General features: G+C 65.3%; 16 protein-coding genes and 3 tRNA genes. 11 read left to right on the top strand and 8 right to left on the bottom strand.

The window, feature by feature from the left end:
* Positions 1-29: 29 nt before the first annotated feature.
* The 4 genes from pheT to rpmI form a co-directional block, all read right to left on the bottom strand.
* Positions 30-2,492 (bottom strand): phenylalanine--tRNA ligase subunit beta, encoded by a 2,463-nt coding sequence (pheT, locus tag BLU29_RS12765; protein ID WP_091058566.1) that lies wholly within the window; start codon positions 2,490-2,492, stop codon positions 30-32.
* 86 nt (positions 2,493-2,578) lie between these two features.
* The gene (gene pheS, locus BLU29_RS12760; protein ID WP_091058564.1) at positions 2,579-3,622 is read right to left on the bottom strand and encodes a phenylalanine--tRNA ligase subunit alpha; all 1,044 of its coding nucleotides are present in this window, start codon (positions 3,620-3,622) and stop codon (positions 2,579-2,581) included.
* 182 nt (positions 3,623-3,804) lie between these two features.
* Positions 3,805-4,179 carry a 50S ribosomal protein L20 gene (gene rplT / locus BLU29_RS12755; RefSeq protein WP_091058561.1) on the bottom strand — a complete coding sequence of 125 codons (375 nt, stop codon included), beginning with the start codon at positions 4,177-4,179 and terminating at the stop codon, positions 3,805-3,807.
* Positions 4,180-4,263: 84 nt separating this feature from the next.
* Positions 4,264-4,461 (bottom strand): 50S ribosomal protein L35, encoded by a 198-nt coding sequence (gene rpmI / locus BLU29_RS12750; protein ID WP_091058558.1) that lies wholly within the window; start codon positions 4,459-4,461, stop codon positions 4,264-4,266.
* A 241-nt stretch (positions 4,462-4,702) separates the two neighbouring features.
* Between rpmI and BLU29_RS12745 the strand changes: the two genes are divergently transcribed.
* The 11 genes from BLU29_RS12745 to BLU29_RS12695 all read left to right on the top strand — a co-directional run bounded on the left by BLU29_RS12745 (position 4,703) and on the right by BLU29_RS12695 (position 11,137).
* A tRNA-Lys gene (locus BLU29_RS12745) sits at positions 4,703-4,777 on the top strand.
* Positions 4,778-4,826: 49 nt separating this feature from the next.
* Positions 4,827-4,901: transfer RNA gene (locus BLU29_RS12740), tRNA-Thr, on the top strand.
* Positions 4,902-4,960: 59 nt separating this feature from the next.
* Positions 4,961-5,034 (top strand) — tRNA-Gln (locus BLU29_RS12735).
* Positions 5,035-5,287: 253 nt separating this feature from the next.
* Positions 5,288-5,974, top strand: coding sequence for a MotA/TolQ/ExbB proton channel family protein (locus BLU29_RS12730; protein WP_091058555.1), 687 nt, complete (start codon positions 5,288-5,290; stop codon positions 5,972-5,974).
* Positions 5,975-6,019: 45 nt separating this feature from the next.
* The gene (locus BLU29_RS12725) at positions 6,020-6,439 is read left to right on the top strand and encodes a biopolymer transporter ExbD (RefSeq protein ID WP_091058553.1); all 420 of its coding nucleotides are present in this window, start codon (positions 6,020-6,022) and stop codon (positions 6,437-6,439) included.
* A gap of 60 nt (positions 6,440-6,499) precedes the next feature.
* Positions 6,500-6,928, top strand: coding sequence for a biopolymer transporter ExbD (locus BLU29_RS12720; protein ID WP_091058551.1), 429 nt, complete (start codon positions 6,500-6,502; stop codon positions 6,926-6,928).
* Positions 6,929-6,933: 5 nt separating this feature from the next.
* On the top strand, positions 6,934-7,593 hold the full coding sequence (locus tag BLU29_RS12715) for an energy transducer TonB (protein ID WP_091058549.1): 660 nt from the start codon (positions 6,934-6,936) through the stop codon (positions 7,591-7,593).
* Positions 7,590-8,951: a hypothetical protein gene (locus BLU29_RS12710; RefSeq protein WP_091058547.1), complete on the top strand. Its 1,362-nt coding sequence runs from the start codon at positions 7,590-7,592 to the stop codon at positions 8,949-8,951. Before BLU29_RS12715 ends, BLU29_RS12710 begins: the two co-directional genes overlap by 4 nt.
* 27 nt (positions 8,952-8,978) lie before the next feature.
* Positions 8,979-9,518: a hypothetical protein gene (locus BLU29_RS12705; RefSeq protein ID WP_091058545.1), complete on the top strand. Its 540-nt coding sequence runs from the start codon at positions 8,979-8,981 to the stop codon at positions 9,516-9,518.
* A 22-nt stretch (positions 9,519-9,540) separates the two neighbouring features.
* Positions 9,541-10,074 carry a hypothetical protein gene (locus BLU29_RS12700; RefSeq protein ID WP_091058542.1) on the top strand — a complete coding sequence of 178 codons (534 nt, stop codon included), beginning with the start codon at positions 9,541-9,543 and terminating at the stop codon, positions 10,072-10,074.
* Between the two features lie 211 nt (positions 10,075-10,285).
* Positions 10,286-11,137 (top strand): TorF family putative porin, encoded by an 852-nt coding sequence (locus BLU29_RS12695; RefSeq protein WP_157693841.1) that lies wholly within the window; start codon positions 10,286-10,288, stop codon positions 11,135-11,137.
* A gap of 198 nt (positions 11,138-11,335) precedes the next feature.
* On the opposite strand, the gene BLU29_RS12690 is transcribed toward BLU29_RS12695, so the two are convergent.
* From BLU29_RS12690 to BLU29_RS12675, 4 genes are read right to left on the bottom strand one after another with little or no spacing between them, the layout of a single operon-like run.
* A complete protein-coding gene (locus BLU29_RS12690) occupies positions 11,336-12,541 on the bottom strand; it encodes an aminotransferase class I/II-fold pyridoxal phosphate-dependent enzyme (protein ID WP_091058538.1) in 1,206 nt (401 codons plus the stop codon).
* A gap of 30 nt (positions 12,542-12,571) precedes the next feature.
* Positions 12,572-13,642 carry a 3-isopropylmalate dehydrogenase gene (leuB, locus tag BLU29_RS12685; RefSeq protein WP_091058537.1) on the bottom strand — a complete coding sequence of 357 codons (1,071 nt, stop codon included), beginning with the start codon at positions 13,640-13,642 and terminating at the stop codon, positions 12,572-12,574.
* A gap of 40 nt (positions 13,643-13,682) precedes the next feature.
* Positions 13,683-15,302, bottom strand: a complete 1,620-nt coding sequence (cimA, locus tag BLU29_RS12680; protein WP_091058534.1) for a citramalate synthase — start codon at positions 15,300-15,302, stop codon at positions 13,683-13,685.
* Positions 15,303-15,308: 6 nt separating this feature from the next.
* Positions 15,309-16,919 carry a 2-isopropylmalate synthase gene (locus tag BLU29_RS12675; protein ID WP_091058532.1) on the bottom strand — a complete coding sequence of 537 codons (1,611 nt, stop codon included), beginning with the start codon at positions 16,917-16,919 and terminating at the stop codon, positions 15,309-15,311.
* Positions 16,920-16,973 lie beyond the last annotated feature (54 nt).

Genomic DNA, 16,973 nt, shown 5'->3' with positions numbered 1-16,973 from the left:
CCCGTCCGGAGGCCGGGTTCCACACCCGCTCAGGCCCGCACGGTCACCGATCCGGCGGCCGCGACCGCCTGCTGGATCTTCGCGAAGACCGCATTGACCTCGTCGTCCGTCAGCGTGCGTTCCGCCGAACGGAAAGAGAGCGCGAAGGCCAGGCTCTTCTTCCCCTCCGGCAGGCCCTTACCCTGATAGACATCAAACACCACCACGGACTCGATGGTGAAGGCCGCCCCGGCCGTCGCGGCGCACGCAGCCTTCAGCAGTATCACCCGCACCTCGTCGGCGTGGCGCGCGGCGTCGACCACGAGTGCGAGATCGCGCAAGGCCGCCGGGAAAAGACTGAACGGCTGGTAACGGCGGTGGCCGGCGATCGTCGTGAGCTTGGTCGGGAGGAAGGCGAGCATGCCCGCCCACACCTTGCCCTCGATGCCGGCAGCGCGGACCATGGCCAGATTCAGCAGACCGAAGCGCGCGGTCCAACCGTCCTTCATCTCGCCGGCGGCGGCCGACTGGCCCTCCTGCCAGCCCCAGAAGGCGCCGCGCACCGGCACCAGCTCCTGGGCGGCGAGGTCGAGGCCCGCCGATTGGGCGAGGATTTCCAGGTGCCGCTTCACGGCGTAGAAATCCGGCTCGGGCCGGGCGAGCCACGCACGGTCCTTCGGGTTGTGGCCGAGGACGAAACCGACGGCCACGCATTCCTGCACGGTGCCGTTGAGTTCCATGAAGACGCGGCCCGTCTCAAACAGGCGCGCCGCGGCGACGCCACGCGACTGATTGAGCCTGAGCGACTCCATGATACCGAGGATGAGCGTCGGCCGCAGGTGCGACTGGTCGTCGACAAAGGGATTCGCCAGGCCGAGTTCCTCCACCGCGGCGGCCGAGGCCCACGTGGCCAGCTCCTGCTTCGAGCGCAGCGTGTAATTGACCACCTCGTGGAAATGCTGGCCGACCAGGTAGTCGGTCGCCTTGCGGTTGAAGACGGCGATCGGGTCGTCGTCGCCGTCCACGAGCGCCGGGCCCGCGCTCACCTGCGGCGGGATGCGGTCGGTGCCGTAAATGCGCAGCACTTCCTCGACGAGGTCGATGGGCCGGTCGAGGTCACCACGGTAACTCGGGATGCCCACGGTCCACTCGAGGCCGGTCTTGGTGTCTTCCTCGTGCTTGATCGGCAGGTGCAGGCCGTGGAAGGCGTCGCGCATCTCGTCGTCCGTGATGTCAAAACCCACCTTGGCGCGGATGTAATCGGGCGTGACCTTGATCTCACGCGACCACGGCCGGTCGCCACCAACCTGGAAGGACGGGCCGACGACGGTGCCGCCGGCGGTCTCGAGGATGAGGTCAATGGCGCGGCGGGCGGCCTCGACCGTGCCATGCGGATCCACGCCGCGCTCGAAGCGGTAGGACGAATCGGAGGCGAGGCCCAGGCGCTTGGAGGTCCAGCGGATGGACTGCGGACGGAAATACGCGGCCTCGAGGATGATGTCGGTCGTGGTGGCGTCGACGCCCGCGTCGTGCCCGCCCATGATGCCGGCCACGACGAGCGGCTTGGCCTCGTCGGCGATGACCAGCATGCGACTGTTCAGCGTGCGTTCCTTCCCGTCGAGGGTGACGAGCTTCTCGCCGTCGGTGGCGCGGCGAACGACGATCGAGCGACCGGCGATCTTCTTCGCATCGAAGACATGCAGGGGTTGGCCGAGTTCGAGCATCACGTAGTTGCCCACGTCGACCAGGTTGTTGATCGGGCGCAGGCCGACGGCGGCGAGCCGCTCCTGCATCCACGCCGGGCTCGGGCCGACCTTCACGCCGGTGACGGCGATGCCCACGTAGAGCGGGCAGTCTTCGGGCGCATCCACGCGGATGTGCTTCAGGATGTCCGGGCGCGGAGCGCCGGCGGGCTGGCCATCGAACTTGATGGCCGGAAATTGCAGCTCGTTCCGCAGCCAGGCCGCGAGCTCGCGGGCCATGCCGATGTGGCAGAGCGCATCGGGGCGGTTCGGCGTGACCTCGATGTCGAACACCGTGTCGCCGTCGGGCATTGTCTCGTTGATCCGCTGGCCGATCGGGGCCGTCGCCGGGAGGATGAGCAGGCCGGCATGGTCGCCGCCCAGGCCGAGCTCGTCGGCGGCGCACATCATGCCGTCGGACTGCTGGCCGCGGATCTTGGACGACTTGATCTTGAAGTCACCCGGCAGCACGGCGCCCGGCAGGGCCACGGGCACGCGGTTGCCCACGTCGCAGTTGGGGGCGCCGCAGACGATCGTGCGGACACCGCCGTGAGCGGGGCCGACGTCGACCGTGCACACCGAGAGCTTGTCGGCGTTCGGGTGCTTGGCGCGGGTCTTGATCTCGCCGACCACGACCTGCTCGAGCGGCGGCAGGCCGGTGGCGTGCACGCCCTCGACCTCGAAGCCGAGGAAGGTGATGGCGCGCTGGAGTTCGTCGGTCGTGGCATAAAGCCGGACATACTGTCTGAGCCAATTGCGGGAGATTTTCACGGAAGGATTTTAACCACTAATGTTCACTGATTATCACTAATGCGGGATCCGGTGGGATTAGTGGCCATTAGTGCGGATTAGTGGTTTCAAGAAAACTGCCTGAGGAACCTCAGGTCGTTCTGGTAGAAGTAGCGGATGTCATCGATGCCATACATGAGCATCGCCAGGCGCTCGAGGCCCATGCCGAAGGCGTAGCCGCTCCAGACCTTGGGATCGTAGCCCACGCCCTCGAAGACAATCGGGTCCACCATGCCGCAGCCGCCGATCTCGATCCAGGGCTTGTTGACCTTGGGCAGATGCTGGGCGGAGAGGTCGACCTCGAAGCTTGGCTCGGTGTAGCCGAAGTAGTGCGGGCGGAAGCGCGTCTTCGTGTCCTTGCCGAGGAGCGTGGCGAAGATGTAGTCGAGCAGCGCCTTCAGGTCGCGGACGGTGACGTTCTTGTCCACGTAGAGGCACTCGATCTGGTGGAAGTTGGCGCTGTGCGTGGCGTCGGAGGTGTCGCGGCGGTAGACGCGGCCCGGGGACACGACGCGGATGGGCGGCTCGCCCTTGAGCATGGTGCGGATCTGCACCGACGAGGTGTGGGTGCGCAGCAGGTATTTCTCCTCGGGCGTCTTCTTGGTGATGTTGCCAAAGCGCGCCTTCTCCGGGAAATAGAACGTGTCCTGGGCATCGCGCGCCGGGTGGTCGGGGGGCGTGTTGAGGGCATCGAAGCAGTAATATTCGGTCTCGACCTCGGGGCCCTCGACGACGGTGAAGCCGGCCTTGCGCAGGATGCGGCACATCTCCTCGCGCACGAGGGTGAGCGGGTGCGAGGTGCCCGGGCCGGCGTCGGGTGATGGCAGCGTGGGATCGATGGCCGGCCCGAGCTGGGCGGTGATCTCGGCGTCGGCGAGGCGTTGGAGGGTGGCGTCGAGCTGGACCTGCAGCTGCGCCTTGGCCTCGTTGACGAGCTTGCCCATGGCGGGGCGTTCCTCCTTCGGCACGGCACCCATCTGCTTCATCAGCGCGGTGAACTCGCCGTGGGGGCCGACGTAGCGGGCCTTGGCGGCCTCGAAATCGGCGCGCGTCCGCAGCGACGGGAGCTCGGCCGTGGCCTTGGCGAGGAGGGCGGTCAGGGTGGCTTGCATCGATGAATCGTTCTCGGTCCTCGTTCTCCTAATCGTTCCCTCGGTCCGGGAGAACGAGGAAGATTACGAGAACGAGAAGGATATTATATTGGTAAATAAAAAGGACGGGCCCGCGGGGAGCCCGTCCTTCACTGAAATGGTCTTTTTGACCGGAAGGCGAGCCTCCAAAGGCCCGCCGGGTGTCAGGCCTTGGCGGCCTTGGACTTCAGCGCGGCCTGGGCCTGCTTGATGAGGCCGGCAAACGCCGTGGCGTCGGCGATCGCGATCTCGGAGAGCTGGCGACGGTCGAGCTGGATGTTGGCGGCCTTGAGGCCCTCGATGAAGCGGCTGTAGGTGATGCCGGCCTCGCGGCACGCCGCGTTCAAGCGCACGATCCAGAGGCCACGCATGTTGGCCTTCTTCTTCTTGCGGTCGATGTAGGCGTATTGCCAGGCATGCTGCACCGCTTCCTTGGCGTAGCGGTAGAGCTTGGATTTGTTGCCGAAATAGCCCTTGGCGTATTTCAGCACTTTCTTGCGGCGCTTGCGCGACGCGGGGGAGTTGGTGACACGAGCCATGTTATAGTGGTGGTTTTAGTGCCGGCGGGTCGTCTCGTTAGGATTCACCCGCCTGGCAAGTTGTGGTTTTGCGCTTCGGCTTGCTTACCGGAGACCGGTGGGCAGGCAGCGGAGCAGCGGCGCGGCATGGCCGGGCGCCACGAGCTTGTCGCGGGAGGCACGTCGCTTGGACTTCGTGCTCTTCGCGGCCAGCAGGTGACGGAAGCCAGGCGTGCGGCGGATCAGCTTTCCGGTGGCGGAAATCTTGAAGCGCTTGGCAACGGACTTTTTGGTCTTTTGCATGGGAGGAGCGGGCGAAAACAGAGCACGCGCGGGGGCTTGGCAAGAGTTTTGTCCAACAAAGTGCGGGGCACCGGAAGCACCCGCCTAACTCCGCCCCCCGCAGGCCCCTACAGGGGCGGGACGAAGGACCCGCCGGCATCCGCGGCGCGTCTTTTTCCGAGGGAAAATCGCGCGGGGGGCAAAAGCGGGAAATGTCGTTGACATGGCCCCCGCGATAATAACTTTTGCCCCTTCGTTTTTTGGCTTCCTAGCTCAATGGTAGAGCAGTTGACTCTTAATCAATTGGTTCCGGGTTCGAGTCCCGGGGGAGCCACCACTTTCTGTTTTTTGCCAGTCACTTTGGTTCAGTTGCGCAGCAACGCCTCGCCGGCGTAGCTCAACGGTAGAGCACCTGTTTTGTAAACAGGCGGTTGCGGGTTCGAATCCCATCGCCGGCTCCATTTTCCCGTCGGTGATGCGCGAACGAGACCCGCTGAAGCGCACGCAAAAGATTGATCACTGCCCGATGGTGTAATGGTAGCACGAACGACTCTGACTCGTTCTGTCTAGGTTCGACTCCTAGTCGGGCAGCCAATCCTGAACCGCCATTATTTTTTTTGGCGGACACAACAAAGCGCATTGACAGTCCAAAGTTAATCTCGGCAACATTCGGTTTCCCGACAGCATTTTGGTCACATTACTCCCGCTTTCCCACTCCCTTTCCCCCCGCCGAGCTTCCGGCGCCGCTGCTAATGTGTGTTCTTCTGGCGCGCCGCTTGCTTCACGCCTTCCGACTTTCCACTTAAGGAATATTACCCACGGTTAAATCCCTCATCCCACCCGCACTATGATCACCGCATCCCTGCCCTTGGCTCTTCTCCTTACCAATCCGGACGGCAGCCCCATGACCGCCATGGAACTGTTCCATGCCGGCAAGTTCGTCATGTGGCCCATCCTGATCGTCTCCTTCCTCCTGATCACGGTCGCCGTCGAGCGCGTGCTGTTCATCGTCCGGGAAAACCGCCGCCGCGAGCCCGAGCTGGTCGACAAGATGCTCGAGAAGGTCGAGGCCAACGACATCGACGGCGCCGTCGAGCTGGGCAAGAAGAGCCAGGACTACGTGGCCCGCATCATGGTTTACGCCCTCACCCACAAGGAACACTCCCTCGGCAACGCCTTCACCCGCGCCGCCAGCCAGGAGATGCAGCGCTTCGGCCAGGGCCTCCCGACCCTTGACACCTGCATCACCGCCGCCCCGCTCCTCGGCCTCCTCGGCACGGTGACCGGCATGATGGGCACCTTCGCCTCCCTGAACAGCGGCACGGGCGACATCGCCTCCGCGTCCGCCAAGATCACCGGCGGCGTCGCCGAGGCGCTCATCGCCACCATGTGCGGTCTGGCCATCGCCATCATGGGCCTCCTGCCCTTCAATTATCTCAACGCCCGTTCCGAAGAGGCCCGTCACGACATCGAGGACGCCTCCAACTCGCTCGAGATCATTATCAACAAGGCCGAGAGCGCCAAGAGCCGCTGAGCGGCTCCGGCCCTCGCGACTTTCAATCTTTAATCCCTTACTGTCATGCACGGTGGCGGAGGCGGCACAGGCCCAGGCGGCAAAAAAAGGGCGCGCATTGAGATCATCCCTCTCATTGACGTCATCTTCTTCCTGCTCGCGACATTCGTTCTGTTCACGCTCTCGCTGAACAAGTCCAACGGCGTCTCGGTCCATCTGCCGACGGCCGAGAGCAGCGTCCCGCGCGATCCGAACGGCACCGTCACCATCAGCGTGACCGACGAGGGCGCGGTCGCCTGGAACAAGGACATCATCACCCTCGACGAGTTCACCCAGCGCCTGCTCAACGAAAAGCGCGTGAATCCCGACGTCCGCATCCTCATCAACGGCGATGAGCGCGCCTTCTTCGCCCAGGCCATCTACGTCTTCGACGAGGCCCGCAAGGCCGGCTTCACCCGCGTGTTCATCGAAACCCACGCCCACTGACCGCGGCCCTAAGAAACCGGCCCGTCGCCCGTCATACTCTCCGCCCCCAGCCCACACCACATGGAAGGCACCAAAATCAAAATCCCGGCCCGTAAGAAGGCGCGCGTTGAGATCATCCCCCTGATCGACGTCATCTTCTTCCTGCTGGCCACCTTCGTCCTGTTCACCCTCTCCCTGAACCGCATCCAGTCCGTGCCGGTGGACCTGCCCGTGGCCAAGCCGAACTCCGACCCCCAGGACAACAAGGACAGCGTCACCATCCAGGTCTCGGCGGACAATTCCCTCTTCTGGAACCGCGAGCCCATGGAGATGAGCGACCTGCCCAGCCGCATTACCGCCTACAAGTCCCAGACCGAGGATCCCAAGATCCTGATCGCCGGTGACGAGAAGGCCCGTTTCGGCGCCACCGTCCAGGTGCTCGACGAGGTCCGCAAGGCCGGCATCCTGAAGTTCTCGGTCGAAACCCGCACCCGCCCGACCGGCAAATAAGCGCCATGAACAAAGATCTCATAGTCGGCCTCTTGGTCTCGGTCGCGGTGCACCTGATCGCGATCAATCCCTTCTCCGGCAAGAACGCCCCCCCCAAGCACGTCGCCGAGGTCAAGGAGGATGTCGTCCAGATGGAAATGCCGCCGCTCGATCAGGACGAGGAAAAGAAGGTCGAGGAACTGCAGGACGAGCCCATGGAGAATGTCATGGCTCCGCCCAGCCTCATCGATCTGCCGACCGTCGTGCCGGTGAACGCCTTCACCCAGCCCCTCCAGCCGCCCCCGCCCCCGGGCATGACGACCGCCAAGGGAGCCATCAACATCCCGGTCAATCCGCCCGGCGCCAACTTCGGCAAGGGCATCAAGGATCTCTTCGACATCAACAACCTGGACCAGAAGCCCGTCGCCCGTGTCCAGAACCCGCCGCAGTATCCTTATGAGATGAGCCGCGCCGGCATCAGCGGCGAGGTCGCGGTCGAGTTCATCATCAATTCCAGCGGTGACGTCGTGGACACCCGCGTCATGCGCTCCTCGCACCGGGAGTTCGAGGTGCCGGCCATGCAGGCCGTGCAAAAGTGGAAGTTCAAGCCGGGCCGCAAAGGCGGCAAGGCCGTCGCCACCCGGGCCTCCCAGCTCATCGAGTTCAATCTCGAGGACAACAAATGATCCCGCCGGCCGTCATGTCGCACTTTCCCTCCCCCTCTCTCCGTCCCCTTCTCACCCTGCTCGGGGCCGCCGCGCTGGCCGTGACCCTGGCGGCGCAACAGCCCGTCCGGGATTACTCCCTGACCGACGCCACGGGCGAGGTCCTCCCGAAGTTCAAGCTGGCTGCGGACGCGAAGAACTACGACGCCGCGCTCGCCATCCTGGACGCCCAGATCGCCAAGGTGCCGGCCGACAGCTACGACGCGGCCACGCTCGAGCAGATCAAGGTCCAGACCCTGTTCCAGAAGGGCGATTTCGCCCGGGCCATCGAGCCGATGGAGCACGCCCTGGCCGTCTCCGACGCCCATACGCCGACTTATTTTGAGGAACGCATCACCCGCGATCTGCAGAACTACCTGACCCAGCTTTATGTGCAGGAAGCGGTCGGATCGAAGAACCCGGCGGTGGCCAGCAAGCTGTTCGAGAAGGCCGATGGCAGCATGCAGAAGTGGCTCAAGCTCGCGCCCAACTCCACGGCGGATGCCCAGTTGCTCTACGCCCAGCTGCTTTATTCCTGGGCCGTGCAGAACCCCGAGAAGCCCGACCTCAAGCTCATCCAGCGTGCCCTCGACCAGGCCGAGATCGGCCTCCATCTGGCCATCCACCCGAAGGACACCTTCTACCTGATCAAGCTCGCCGCCCTCCAGCAGCTGGGTCGCACCGCGGAGACGGCGGAGATGTTCGAGCTGCTGATCAAGCAGAAGCCCGAAAGCTCCACTTACTACCAGCAGCTCGCCGCCACCTATCTCGGCACCGGCCAGGAACTGCGGGCCGCCCTCACCATCGAGCGGGCCCAGGCGCAAGGGCACATGGCGACCCCGCAATACAACTTCAATCTGGTCGGCATCTACTTCAACATGGGCCAGTTTGAAAAGGCCGCCGACCTGCTCGAGGCCGGGCTGAAGGCCGGCACCATCGACAACGAGCAGAAGAACTGGGAGCTCTATGCCCTCTGCTACCAGCAGCTGGAGCGCCCCCTGAAGAGCATCGAGGTCCTCAAGCAGGCCGCCAAGGTCTTCCCCAAGTCCGGCCAGATCGAGTTCATGATCGCCCAGGCCTACAATGGCCTGGAAAAATCCGACGAGGCCCTCCCCCACCTGCAGGCGGCCATCGCCAAGGGCAACCTGACCAAGCCTCACCAGGTTTACAGCTATCTCGCCTACGTGGCCTATGAGATGAAGAAATTCGACATCGCCCTCGATGCCGCCGAGAAGGCCGTCGCCGATCCGGAAGGCGCCAAGGACCGGCAGGCCCAGGGCCTGCTCAAGGGCATCAAGGACATCATCAAGGAACGCGAGGCCAAGAAAGCCAAGATGTAACCCCCTTTAACGCACACGCACTCGACCATGAATAAAGTCTATATCATCTTCCCGCTCATCTGCACCCTGATCTTTGGTGGGTTCTACTACAAGTTCGAGAAAGGCTACGAGGCCACGCAGCTGGAAATCAAACGGAAGGCCGACGACGAGCTCAAGGCCAAGGTCGCCAGGGACCTGGCCGCCCGCGAGGAGGCCATCAAGGCCGCCGTTGAGGCCTCGAAGAAACGCGAGACCGAGCGCAAGGAACGCGAACGCATCGCCGAGCTCAAGGCCACCGCCCGCCAGGAGGCCGAGGATCGCCGCCAGAAGACCTATGACGAGCGCAACCGCGCCCGCGACCAGGTCGTCCGCCTCAAGAAGGATCTCGACGAGGTCAAGAGCACCTTCGGCAAGCTGGATGACGAGAAGAAAAAATACATCGACGAGCAAGCCTTCCTCAAGACCTACGTCAAACAGGCCGAGGCCAATGTGAAATATTACTACGATCTGCTCGAGAAGATCGACGCCGCCGAAAAGGCCAAGGCGGCCCAAGCCGCCGCTGCCGCCGCCGCCGCCAAGAAAGCCTAACCGCCCCACCTACCCGACTCTCATGAACAAGTCCTATGTGATCGCCCCCGTCATCCTGATGGCCCTCTTCGGCTTCTTTTACAACGGCGCCCTGAATGACATGAAGATCAAGGAGGAAGGCCGCCTTGCCAAGATCGCCGCCACCGAGAAGGCCGAGGCCGATCGCAAAGCGGAAGTGGAGAAGAAAGCCACCGCCGAGGCCCTGAAGAAGCAGGAGGAACGCGCCGCGGCCGACAAGGCCAAGGAGGACAAGAAGGAAAAGGATTACCAGGACGCGATGACCAAGCTCAAGGACGAGGCGGACGACTACGCCAACCAGACCGCCAAGCTGACCAAGGAGGCCGCCGACCTCGACGCCTCCATTCTCCAGACGCGCAGCGACAAGGAGCGGCTCACGCGCGAGAGCCTCGAGCTGGCCAAGCAGGTGGAACTGGCCAAGATCAACCGTCGCAACTCCGAGTTGGAGATCCAGCGCATGATCGACATGGTCGCGAAGAAGCTCAACGACAGCTCGATCGCCGTCGCTCCGCCGCCGCCGCTGGCGACCACCAAGTAAGCCCCGGCCCCCTGTAATGCAGCCGCACTCTTCCCGGTGCGGCTTTTTTGTGCCCGGCCGCCCGAGATGGGCTAACCCCTTCCCGCCCAGCGGCGGACTCCGCCGGTGTGTCATATAACCCGGCCGTTGTTTTGAAACCGCCCGGATTGGCCCGCGGGCTGCTTTTACGTCCATGCTGACGTTCCAACCAACCTACTACCTAAACCACATCATGAAGAAGACTGCACTTCTCCTCGCGGCGCTCGTTGCGGGCGCTTCCCTCCCGGCCCAGACGGCTGCTCCCGCTCCCGCCACTCCCGCTCCGGCCCCTGCTGCGCCCGCCGCACCGGCGGCCGACGCTGCGCCCAGTTCGTCGTGGGTCTTCACCCCGGCGTTCGCCAACCAATACATGTTCCGCGGCACGCGCCTTGGCGGCCCGGCGTTTGAGCCCTCCTTGGAATATGATGCCGGCAACCTCGCCGTCGGCGTGTGGAACAACACCCCGTTGAAGGACAAGGTGGTCGGCCAGTCCGACCCTGAGTTCGACTTCTATGGTTCCTACACCATCGAGGTGATCAAGGACACCCTGTCCTGGCAGCCCGGCTACACCATCTACACCTATCCGAATGCGAAACAGGCCGATGGTTTCTACAAAGCGACCTACGAGCCCAACCTCGCCCTGAACTACACCGTCGCGGGGGTGAAATTCACCCCGAAGATCTATTACGACCTCCGGCTCAAGGGGCCCACCTATGAGCTCACCGTCGCCTACACCGTTCCGCTCACCGAGGCGAAGTCCGAGCTGGACTTCATCGCGACCGCCGGGACGTTCAAGTGGACCTCCGCCGCCCCGGACCAGGTCAACTCCCTCGGTCAGCCGGCTGATGTGAAGAACTACGGCAACTACTGGCTGGTCGGCGTATCCGCCCCCTACCAGGTCACCAAGGACTCGAAGCTCTCGCTCAGCCTGGCGTATACGAAGGGATCCGACAACTTCTTCAAGACCGGCACGGACGGCAAGGTGGCCAACACCGCCGCCGTCGGCCGCGGCGTCATCTCCATCAGCTACGCGATCACGTTCTGACCGGCCTACCACGGTCCCATCCGGCCCGGGCGTATACCGCCCGGGCTTTTTTTATGCCAGTTACGGACTCCTCTGGGACTCTGGCACGCCACGCCGGTAGGGCGCACCGGCCCGGTGCGCCGCGGCGGAGCGGGCCGCTCCGCCCTACCCCAAGACACTCTGGCTGCAGTAATTGGTATTACCGCCCCCCGCTCCGGCTCAGACCGTGGCGGGCGTCTTGAGCGAGTTCAGCAGGCGCTCGATCCGGTCGCACGCCGCCGTGAGCTTCTCCTCGTTGGCCGTGAAGCAGGCCCGCACATGGCCCTGGCCGGCCTCGCCAAACGCGGTGCCGGGCACGACCGCGACCTTTTGCTCGGTCAACAGCCGGCGGGCGAACTCGCCCTCGTTCAGGCCGGTTCCCTCGACCGACGGGAACGCGTAGAACGAACCGCGGGGCGAATGGCACTTGAGGCCGGCCGCATTGATCCGGCGGACAAACAGGTCGCGGCGCTCGCGGTAGCGGTCGCGCATGAACTTGGTGGCGTCGTCGCCGAGGCGCAGCGCCGCCACGGCGCCCTCCTGGCTGATACTCGGGGCGCACAGCATCGAATACTGGTGCACCTTCATCATCGCCTCGATGAGCGGCGCCGGTCCGCAGGCGTAGCCGAGGCGGAAACCGGTCATCGCAAAGGCCTTGGAGAAACCGTGCAGCAGGATCGTCCGCTCCCGCATGCCGGGCAGACTGGCAATGCTCGTGTGCACGCCCTCGAACACCAGTTCCGAGTAGATCTCGTCACTGATCACGATCAGGTCCTTCTCGATCGCGAACTTCGCGATGCGCTCCAGCTGCTCCTTCGAGCAGACGCCGCCGGTCGGATTGCAGGGCAGGTTCAGGAGGAGGAGCTTCGCCCCGGGCTGCCAGGCCGCCCGCAGGGCGGGCTCGTCGAGCGAGAACAGGTCCTTGGCATGCGTGCCGACCGGGAGACCGATGCCGTGCACGAGGTCCACCGACGGGGCGTAGGACACGTAGCAGGGCTGGTGGTAGAGCACCTTGTCGCCCGGGTTGAGCAGCGAGCGCAGGGCCAGGTCGAGGCCCTCGGAGACGCCGACGGTCACCAGGACCTCATCGTCCCAGCGGTAGCCGACCTTGAAGTGGCCCTCGACGTAGCGGCAGATCTCCTTGCGGAGTTCCGGCAGGCCGAGGTTCGAGGTGTAATGGGTTTTGCCCGTGTCCATGGCCGTCTTGACGGCGTCACGGATGGGCTGCGGGGTGTCGAAATCGGGCTCGCCGATGCCGAGGGAGATGACGCCGTCGGTCTTCGCGACGAGTTCGAAGAAGTCGCGGATGCCGGAGCGGCGCAGGCCCGCCACGTGACGCGCGATGAAGCGGGTCGTATCGAGTGGCGGTTGATGGGAAAAGCTCATGGAAAGGTTCGGAAATAAGGTTGGAGGATATTACTGCGCCAGCCGTTCACGGATGGCGTTGCCCATCTGGGCGGTGGTCAGCGGCTGCCTGGCGCCGAGATCGGCGGTGTGACAGCCGGCATCGAGGGCGGCGCTGACGGCCGCCTCAATAGCTCGGGCCTCGGCCTCCAAACCGAGGGAGTAGCGGAGTAGCATGGCGGCCGACAGGATCGTGCCGACGGGATTGGCGATGCCTTTGCCCGCGATGTCGGGGGCCGAGCCGTGGATGGGCTCGTAAAGGCCGAGCTTCCCCTCGCCGAGCGAGGCGCTGGGCAGCACGCCGAGCGAGCCGGCCAGCACCGCCGCCTCGTCCGTCAGGATGTCACCGAACATGTTCTCGGTGACGATGACGTCGAACTGCGGGGCATGGGTGATCAGGCGCATGGCGCAGGAATCGACCAGCTGGTGCTCGAGCTTGACGTCAGGAAACTGTTTGCCGACCCCGATGGCGACCTGGCGCCAGAGGCGGGACGACTCGAGGACGTTGGCCTTGTCGACCGAGGTGACCAGCTTGCGGCGCTTCTGCGCCATCTGGAAGGCGAGCAGCACGATGCGGCGGATCTCCTTCTCCGTGTAGACGAGGGTATCAACGGCAACCTCGCCCTCCGGAGTCTGCGTGCGGCCCTTCGGCGTGCCAAAATACAGGCCGCCCGTCAGCTCGCGGATGACAACGAAGTCCACGCCGGCGACGCGCTCGGGCTTGAGCGGCGACAGCTTGGCCAGGGACGGATAAGGGCGCACCGGGCGGACGTTGGCGTAGAGGCCGAGGGCCTTGCGGATGGCGAGGAGGCCCTGTTCCGGGCGGACCTTGGCCTGCGGGTCGTCCCACTTCGGGCCGCCCACGGCGCCCAAAAGAACGGCATCGGCGGCCTGGGCGGCGGCGAGCGTGTCGTCCGGCATGGCCGTGCCCTTGGCGTCGATGGCGCAGCCACCGAGCAGGTGCTCGGTGAAATTGAATTGGTGACCCTCGCGCTTGGCGACGGCCTCCAGCACGAGCCGGGCTTCATTGACGACTTCGGGGCCAATGCCGTCACCGGGAGTGAGTGCGATGCTTGCTTTCATGGAATAGGAGATAGGGCTCGGCAGGTAGGGGCGCTTGCCCTCAAGCGCCCTTGGAGAGAAGGCCGTTGGGGGCAACGGCCCCTACCGCCTGAGGCGTCAGGCTGTATTCGTAGCCGTCGGCCAGCGCCAGCCAGGTGGCGTCGAGGATGTTGCTGCCGGCGCCGACCGTGCTCCAGCGGCGGACGCCGTCGTGCCAGTCGATGAGCACCCGGGTGATGGCGGCGGTGCCGAGGTTGGAATTGAGGATGCGGACCTTGTAATCGGCCAGGGAGATGTCCTTCACCTGCGGGAAGAGCGGCTGCAGCGCCTTGCGCAGCGCCTGGTCGAAGGCGTTGACCGGGCCGTTGCCCTCGGCCGCCGTGTGCACCTCGTGGCCGCCGATGCTGAGCTTGATGGTCGCCTCGGCCATGCTGCGCTCGCCGTGGCGGCTGACCATGCCGCGGTAGTCCAGCAGCGTGAACAGCGGCTGGTAACCCGGGGTGATCCGGCGGACGAGCAGCGCGACGCTCGCCTCGGCCGCCTCGAAGGAAAAGCCCTCGTGCTCCTTGGCCTTGATGAGCTCGACGATCTTCGCGCCGGTGGCGGCGTCGACCTGCTGCAGGCCGAGCTCGCTCGCCTTGGACACGACGTTGGCCCGGCCGGAAAGCTCGCTGACCACCACGCGCATCTCGTTGCCGACGACCGTCGGGTCGATGTGCTGGTAGGCATCGGGGTGGCGCTGCATGGCGGCCACGTGCACGCCGGCCTTGTGGGCGAAGGCGCTGTCGCCGACGTAGGCCATGTGCTCATTGGGCGCCAGGTTGGCGACCTCGGCGACGAAGCGCGCGACCTCGTGCAGCCGCGCCAGCGCGCCGGACGGCAGGGTCCGAAAATTAAGCTTCAGCTCGAGATTGGGGATGACAACGCAGAGGTTGGCGTTGCCGCAGCGCTCGCCGTAGCCGTTGATCGTGCCCTGCACGTGGCGGGCGCCGGCGCGGACCGCCGCCATGCTGTTGGCCACGCCGCAGCCGGTGTCGTCGTGCGCGTGGATGCCAACCGGCGCGGAACCGAGCCTGGCGCGGACCTCCGTCACGGCCGCCTCGACCTGCCACGGCAGCGAACCGCCGTTGGTATCGCACAGCACGATGGTTTCGGCGCCGCCCTTGACCGCCGCCTGCAGGGTCTGCAGGGCGTAGGTCGCGTCGAGGCGGTAGCCGTCAAAGAAATGCTCGGCGTCGTAGATGACCCGCTTCCCCTGCCCGCGCAGGTAGGCCACGGTCTCCTCGATCATCTTCAGGTTCTCCTCCAGCGTGGTGCGGAGGACTTCCTTCACCTGCAGGACGGAGGACTTGCCGAAGATGGCGCAGACCTCGGTGCCGGCGTCCACCAGCGCGCGGACGCTGGCGTCGTCGGCCGGCTTGAGGCTGGCGCGGCGCGTGGCGCCGAACGCCACGATCTTCGCGTGCGACCACGGCATCGTGCGCGCCTGCTCGAAGAACAGCGCGTCTTTCGGATTGGACCCCGGCCAGCCGCCCTCGATGAACCTCACGCCCAGCTCGTCCAGCTTGCGCGCGATGCGCAGCTTGTCGTCGACGGAATACGAGATGCCCTCCGTCTGCGCGCCGTCGCGCAGGGTGGTGTCAAAGATTTCGACGGAAACGGACTGGGCGGTGCCGGTCATGAGGGATCAGCGGGGAACTTCGGTGGGCGCGCTCTGCGAGTGCTGGACGCGGCCGCTGGACTGGCGCGACAGCACGTGGTTGAGCGAGGCGATGTAAGCCTTGGCCGCGGCGACGACGATGTCGCTGTCCGCGCCGTGGCCGTGCGAGGAGCGCTGCTCCTCGTGGCGGACACGGACGGTGGCCTCGGCGAGGGCGTCGACGCCTTCGGTGACGGCGCTGATGCCGAACTCGAGCAGTTCGACCGGCAGCTGGACGATGCCGTTGATCGCCTTGTAGGCGGCGTCGACCGGACCGGTGCCGAGGGCGGCCGCACTGCGGATCTTGCCGTCGGGATCGCGGAGGCGGACGCTGGCGGTGGGCATGCCGGTGGTGCCGCACATGACCTGGAGGGAATCCAGCGCCCAGAGCTCGGGCACGGTGGTGCGCTCGTCGGAGGCGAGCGCGATGAGGTCGGCGTCGAGGACGCTCTTCTTGCGGTCGGCGAGCTTCTTGAACTCGTTGAAGGCCTTGAGCAGCGCGTCGCCCTCGAGCGGGTAGCCGAGCTCGGTGAGGCGCTTGGAAAAGGCCGCGCGGCCGGAATGCTTGCCGAGCACGAGCATGGTGTGCGTCGCGCCGACATCCTGCGGCTTCATGATCTCATAGGTCTCGGCGTTCTTGATCATGCCGTCCTGGTGGATGCCGGACTCGTGCGCGAAGGCGTTGGCGCCGACGATGGCCTTGTTGGGCGGCACGGGATAGCTGGTGCTGCGGGAGACGAGCTTGCTGATGCGGCAGAGCTGGGTGGCGTCCACGCCGGTCTGGAGGCCGATCTTCGCGCCGCGGGTGCGGATGGCCATGACCACCTCCTCGAGCGACGCGTTGCCCGCGCGCTCGCCGATGCCGTTGACCGTGACCTCCGCCTGGCGTGCGCCGGCGCGGAGGCCGGCGAGCGAATTGGCGACCGCCAGGCCGAGATCGTCGTGGCAGTGCACGGAGATGATCACGTCCTTGGCGCCGGGCGTGTGCTTGATGATGCCCTCGATCAGCGCCCCGAACTCGTCGGGCATGGTGTAGCCGACGGTGTCCGGGATATTGAGCGTGGTGGCGCCGGCCTTGATGACGGCGGCGAGCACCTTGTGGAGGAACTCCGGGTCGCTGCGGCCGGCGTCCTCCGGCGAGAACTCGACGTCCTTGCAGAGCGAACGGGCGTAGGCGACCATCTCGACGGCGCGGGCGGTCATCTCCTCGCGCGACATGCGGAGCTTGTGCTTGAGGTGGAGATCGCTGGTCGCGAGGAAGGTGTGGATACGCGGGTGCTTGGCGCCCTTGACGCCCTGCCAGGCCGCGTCGATGTCGTTCTTCGTGCAGCGGGCCAGGCCGCAGATGATCGGCGGTTGGGCCTGCGGGCGGCCCTCGATGGATGTCTGGCCGATCTCAGCGGCGATGGCCTGCACCGCCGCGAGGTCGTCGGGCGAGGCGGCCGGGAAGCCGGCCTCGATGACGTCGACGCCGAGGCGGGTGAGCGCGCGGGCGACCTCGAGCTTTTCAGCCGAGGTCATGGAAGCACCGGGGGCCTGCTCGCCGTCGCGGAGGCTGGTGTCGAAGATACGAACGTAATTGGCGGAGGAAGATTTCATGGAAAGTAAAAGTGTTTTTGCGGACTGTTGATTGAAACGATCAGGACGACAGGG

This window comes from Opitutus sp. GAS368 (assembly GCF_900104925.1).
GTDB lineage: Bacteria > Verrucomicrobiota > Verrucomicrobiia > Opitutales > Opitutaceae > Lacunisphaera.
This window is presented reverse-complemented; position numbering and strand designations above follow the sequence as displayed.

What these genes read in the sequence shown, in the direction of transcription:
- pheS (WP_091058564.1), bottom strand. Translation starts at nt 3,622, where the DNA reads ATGCAAGCCACCCTGACCGCCCTCCTCGCCAAGGCCACGGCCGAGCTC.
- rplT (WP_091058561.1), bottom strand. Translation starts at nt 4,179, where the DNA reads ATGGCTCGTGTCACCAACTCCCCCGCGTCGCGCAAGCGCCGCAAGAAA.
- rpmI (WP_091058558.1), bottom strand. Translation starts at nt 4,461, where the DNA reads ATGCAAAAGACCAAAAAGTCCGTTGCCAAGCGCTTCAAGATTTCCGCC.
- BLU29_RS12730 (WP_091058555.1), top strand. Translation starts at nt 5,288, where the DNA reads ATGATCACCGCATCCCTGCCCTTGGCTCTTCTCCTTACCAATCCGGAC.
- BLU29_RS12725 (WP_091058553.1), top strand. Translation starts at nt 6,020, where the DNA reads ATGCACGGTGGCGGAGGCGGCACAGGCCCAGGCGGCAAAAAAAGGGCG.
- BLU29_RS12720 (WP_091058551.1), top strand. Translation starts at nt 6,500, where the DNA reads ATGGAAGGCACCAAAATCAAAATCCCGGCCCGTAAGAAGGCGCGCGTT.
- BLU29_RS12715 (WP_091058549.1), top strand. Translation starts at nt 6,934, where the DNA reads ATGAACAAAGATCTCATAGTCGGCCTCTTGGTCTCGGTCGCGGTGCAC.
- BLU29_RS12710 (WP_091058547.1), top strand. Translation starts at nt 7,590, where the DNA reads ATGATCCCGCCGGCCGTCATGTCGCACTTTCCCTCCCCCTCTCTCCGT.
- BLU29_RS12705 (WP_091058545.1), top strand. Translation starts at nt 8,979, where the DNA reads ATGAATAAAGTCTATATCATCTTCCCGCTCATCTGCACCCTGATCTTT.
- BLU29_RS12700 (WP_091058542.1), top strand. Translation starts at nt 9,541, where the DNA reads ATGAACAAGTCCTATGTGATCGCCCCCGTCATCCTGATGGCCCTCTTC.
- BLU29_RS12695 (WP_157693841.1), top strand. Translation starts at nt 10,286, where the DNA reads ATGAAGAAGACTGCACTTCTCCTCGCGGCGCTCGTTGCGGGCGCTTCC.
- BLU29_RS12690 (WP_091058538.1), bottom strand. Translation starts at nt 12,541, where the DNA reads ATGAGCTTTTCCCATCAACCGCCACTCGATACGACCCGCTTCATCGCG.
- leuB (WP_091058537.1), bottom strand. Translation starts at nt 13,642, where the DNA reads ATGAAAGCAAGCATCGCACTCACTCCCGGTGACGGCATTGGCCCCGAA.
- cimA (WP_091058534.1), bottom strand. Translation starts at nt 15,302, where the DNA reads ATGACCGGCACCGCCCAGTCCGTTTCCGTCGAAATCTTTGACACCACC.
- BLU29_RS12675 (WP_091058532.1), bottom strand. Translation starts at nt 16,919, where the DNA reads ATGAAATCTTCCTCCGCCAATTACGTTCGTATCTTCGACACCAGCCTC.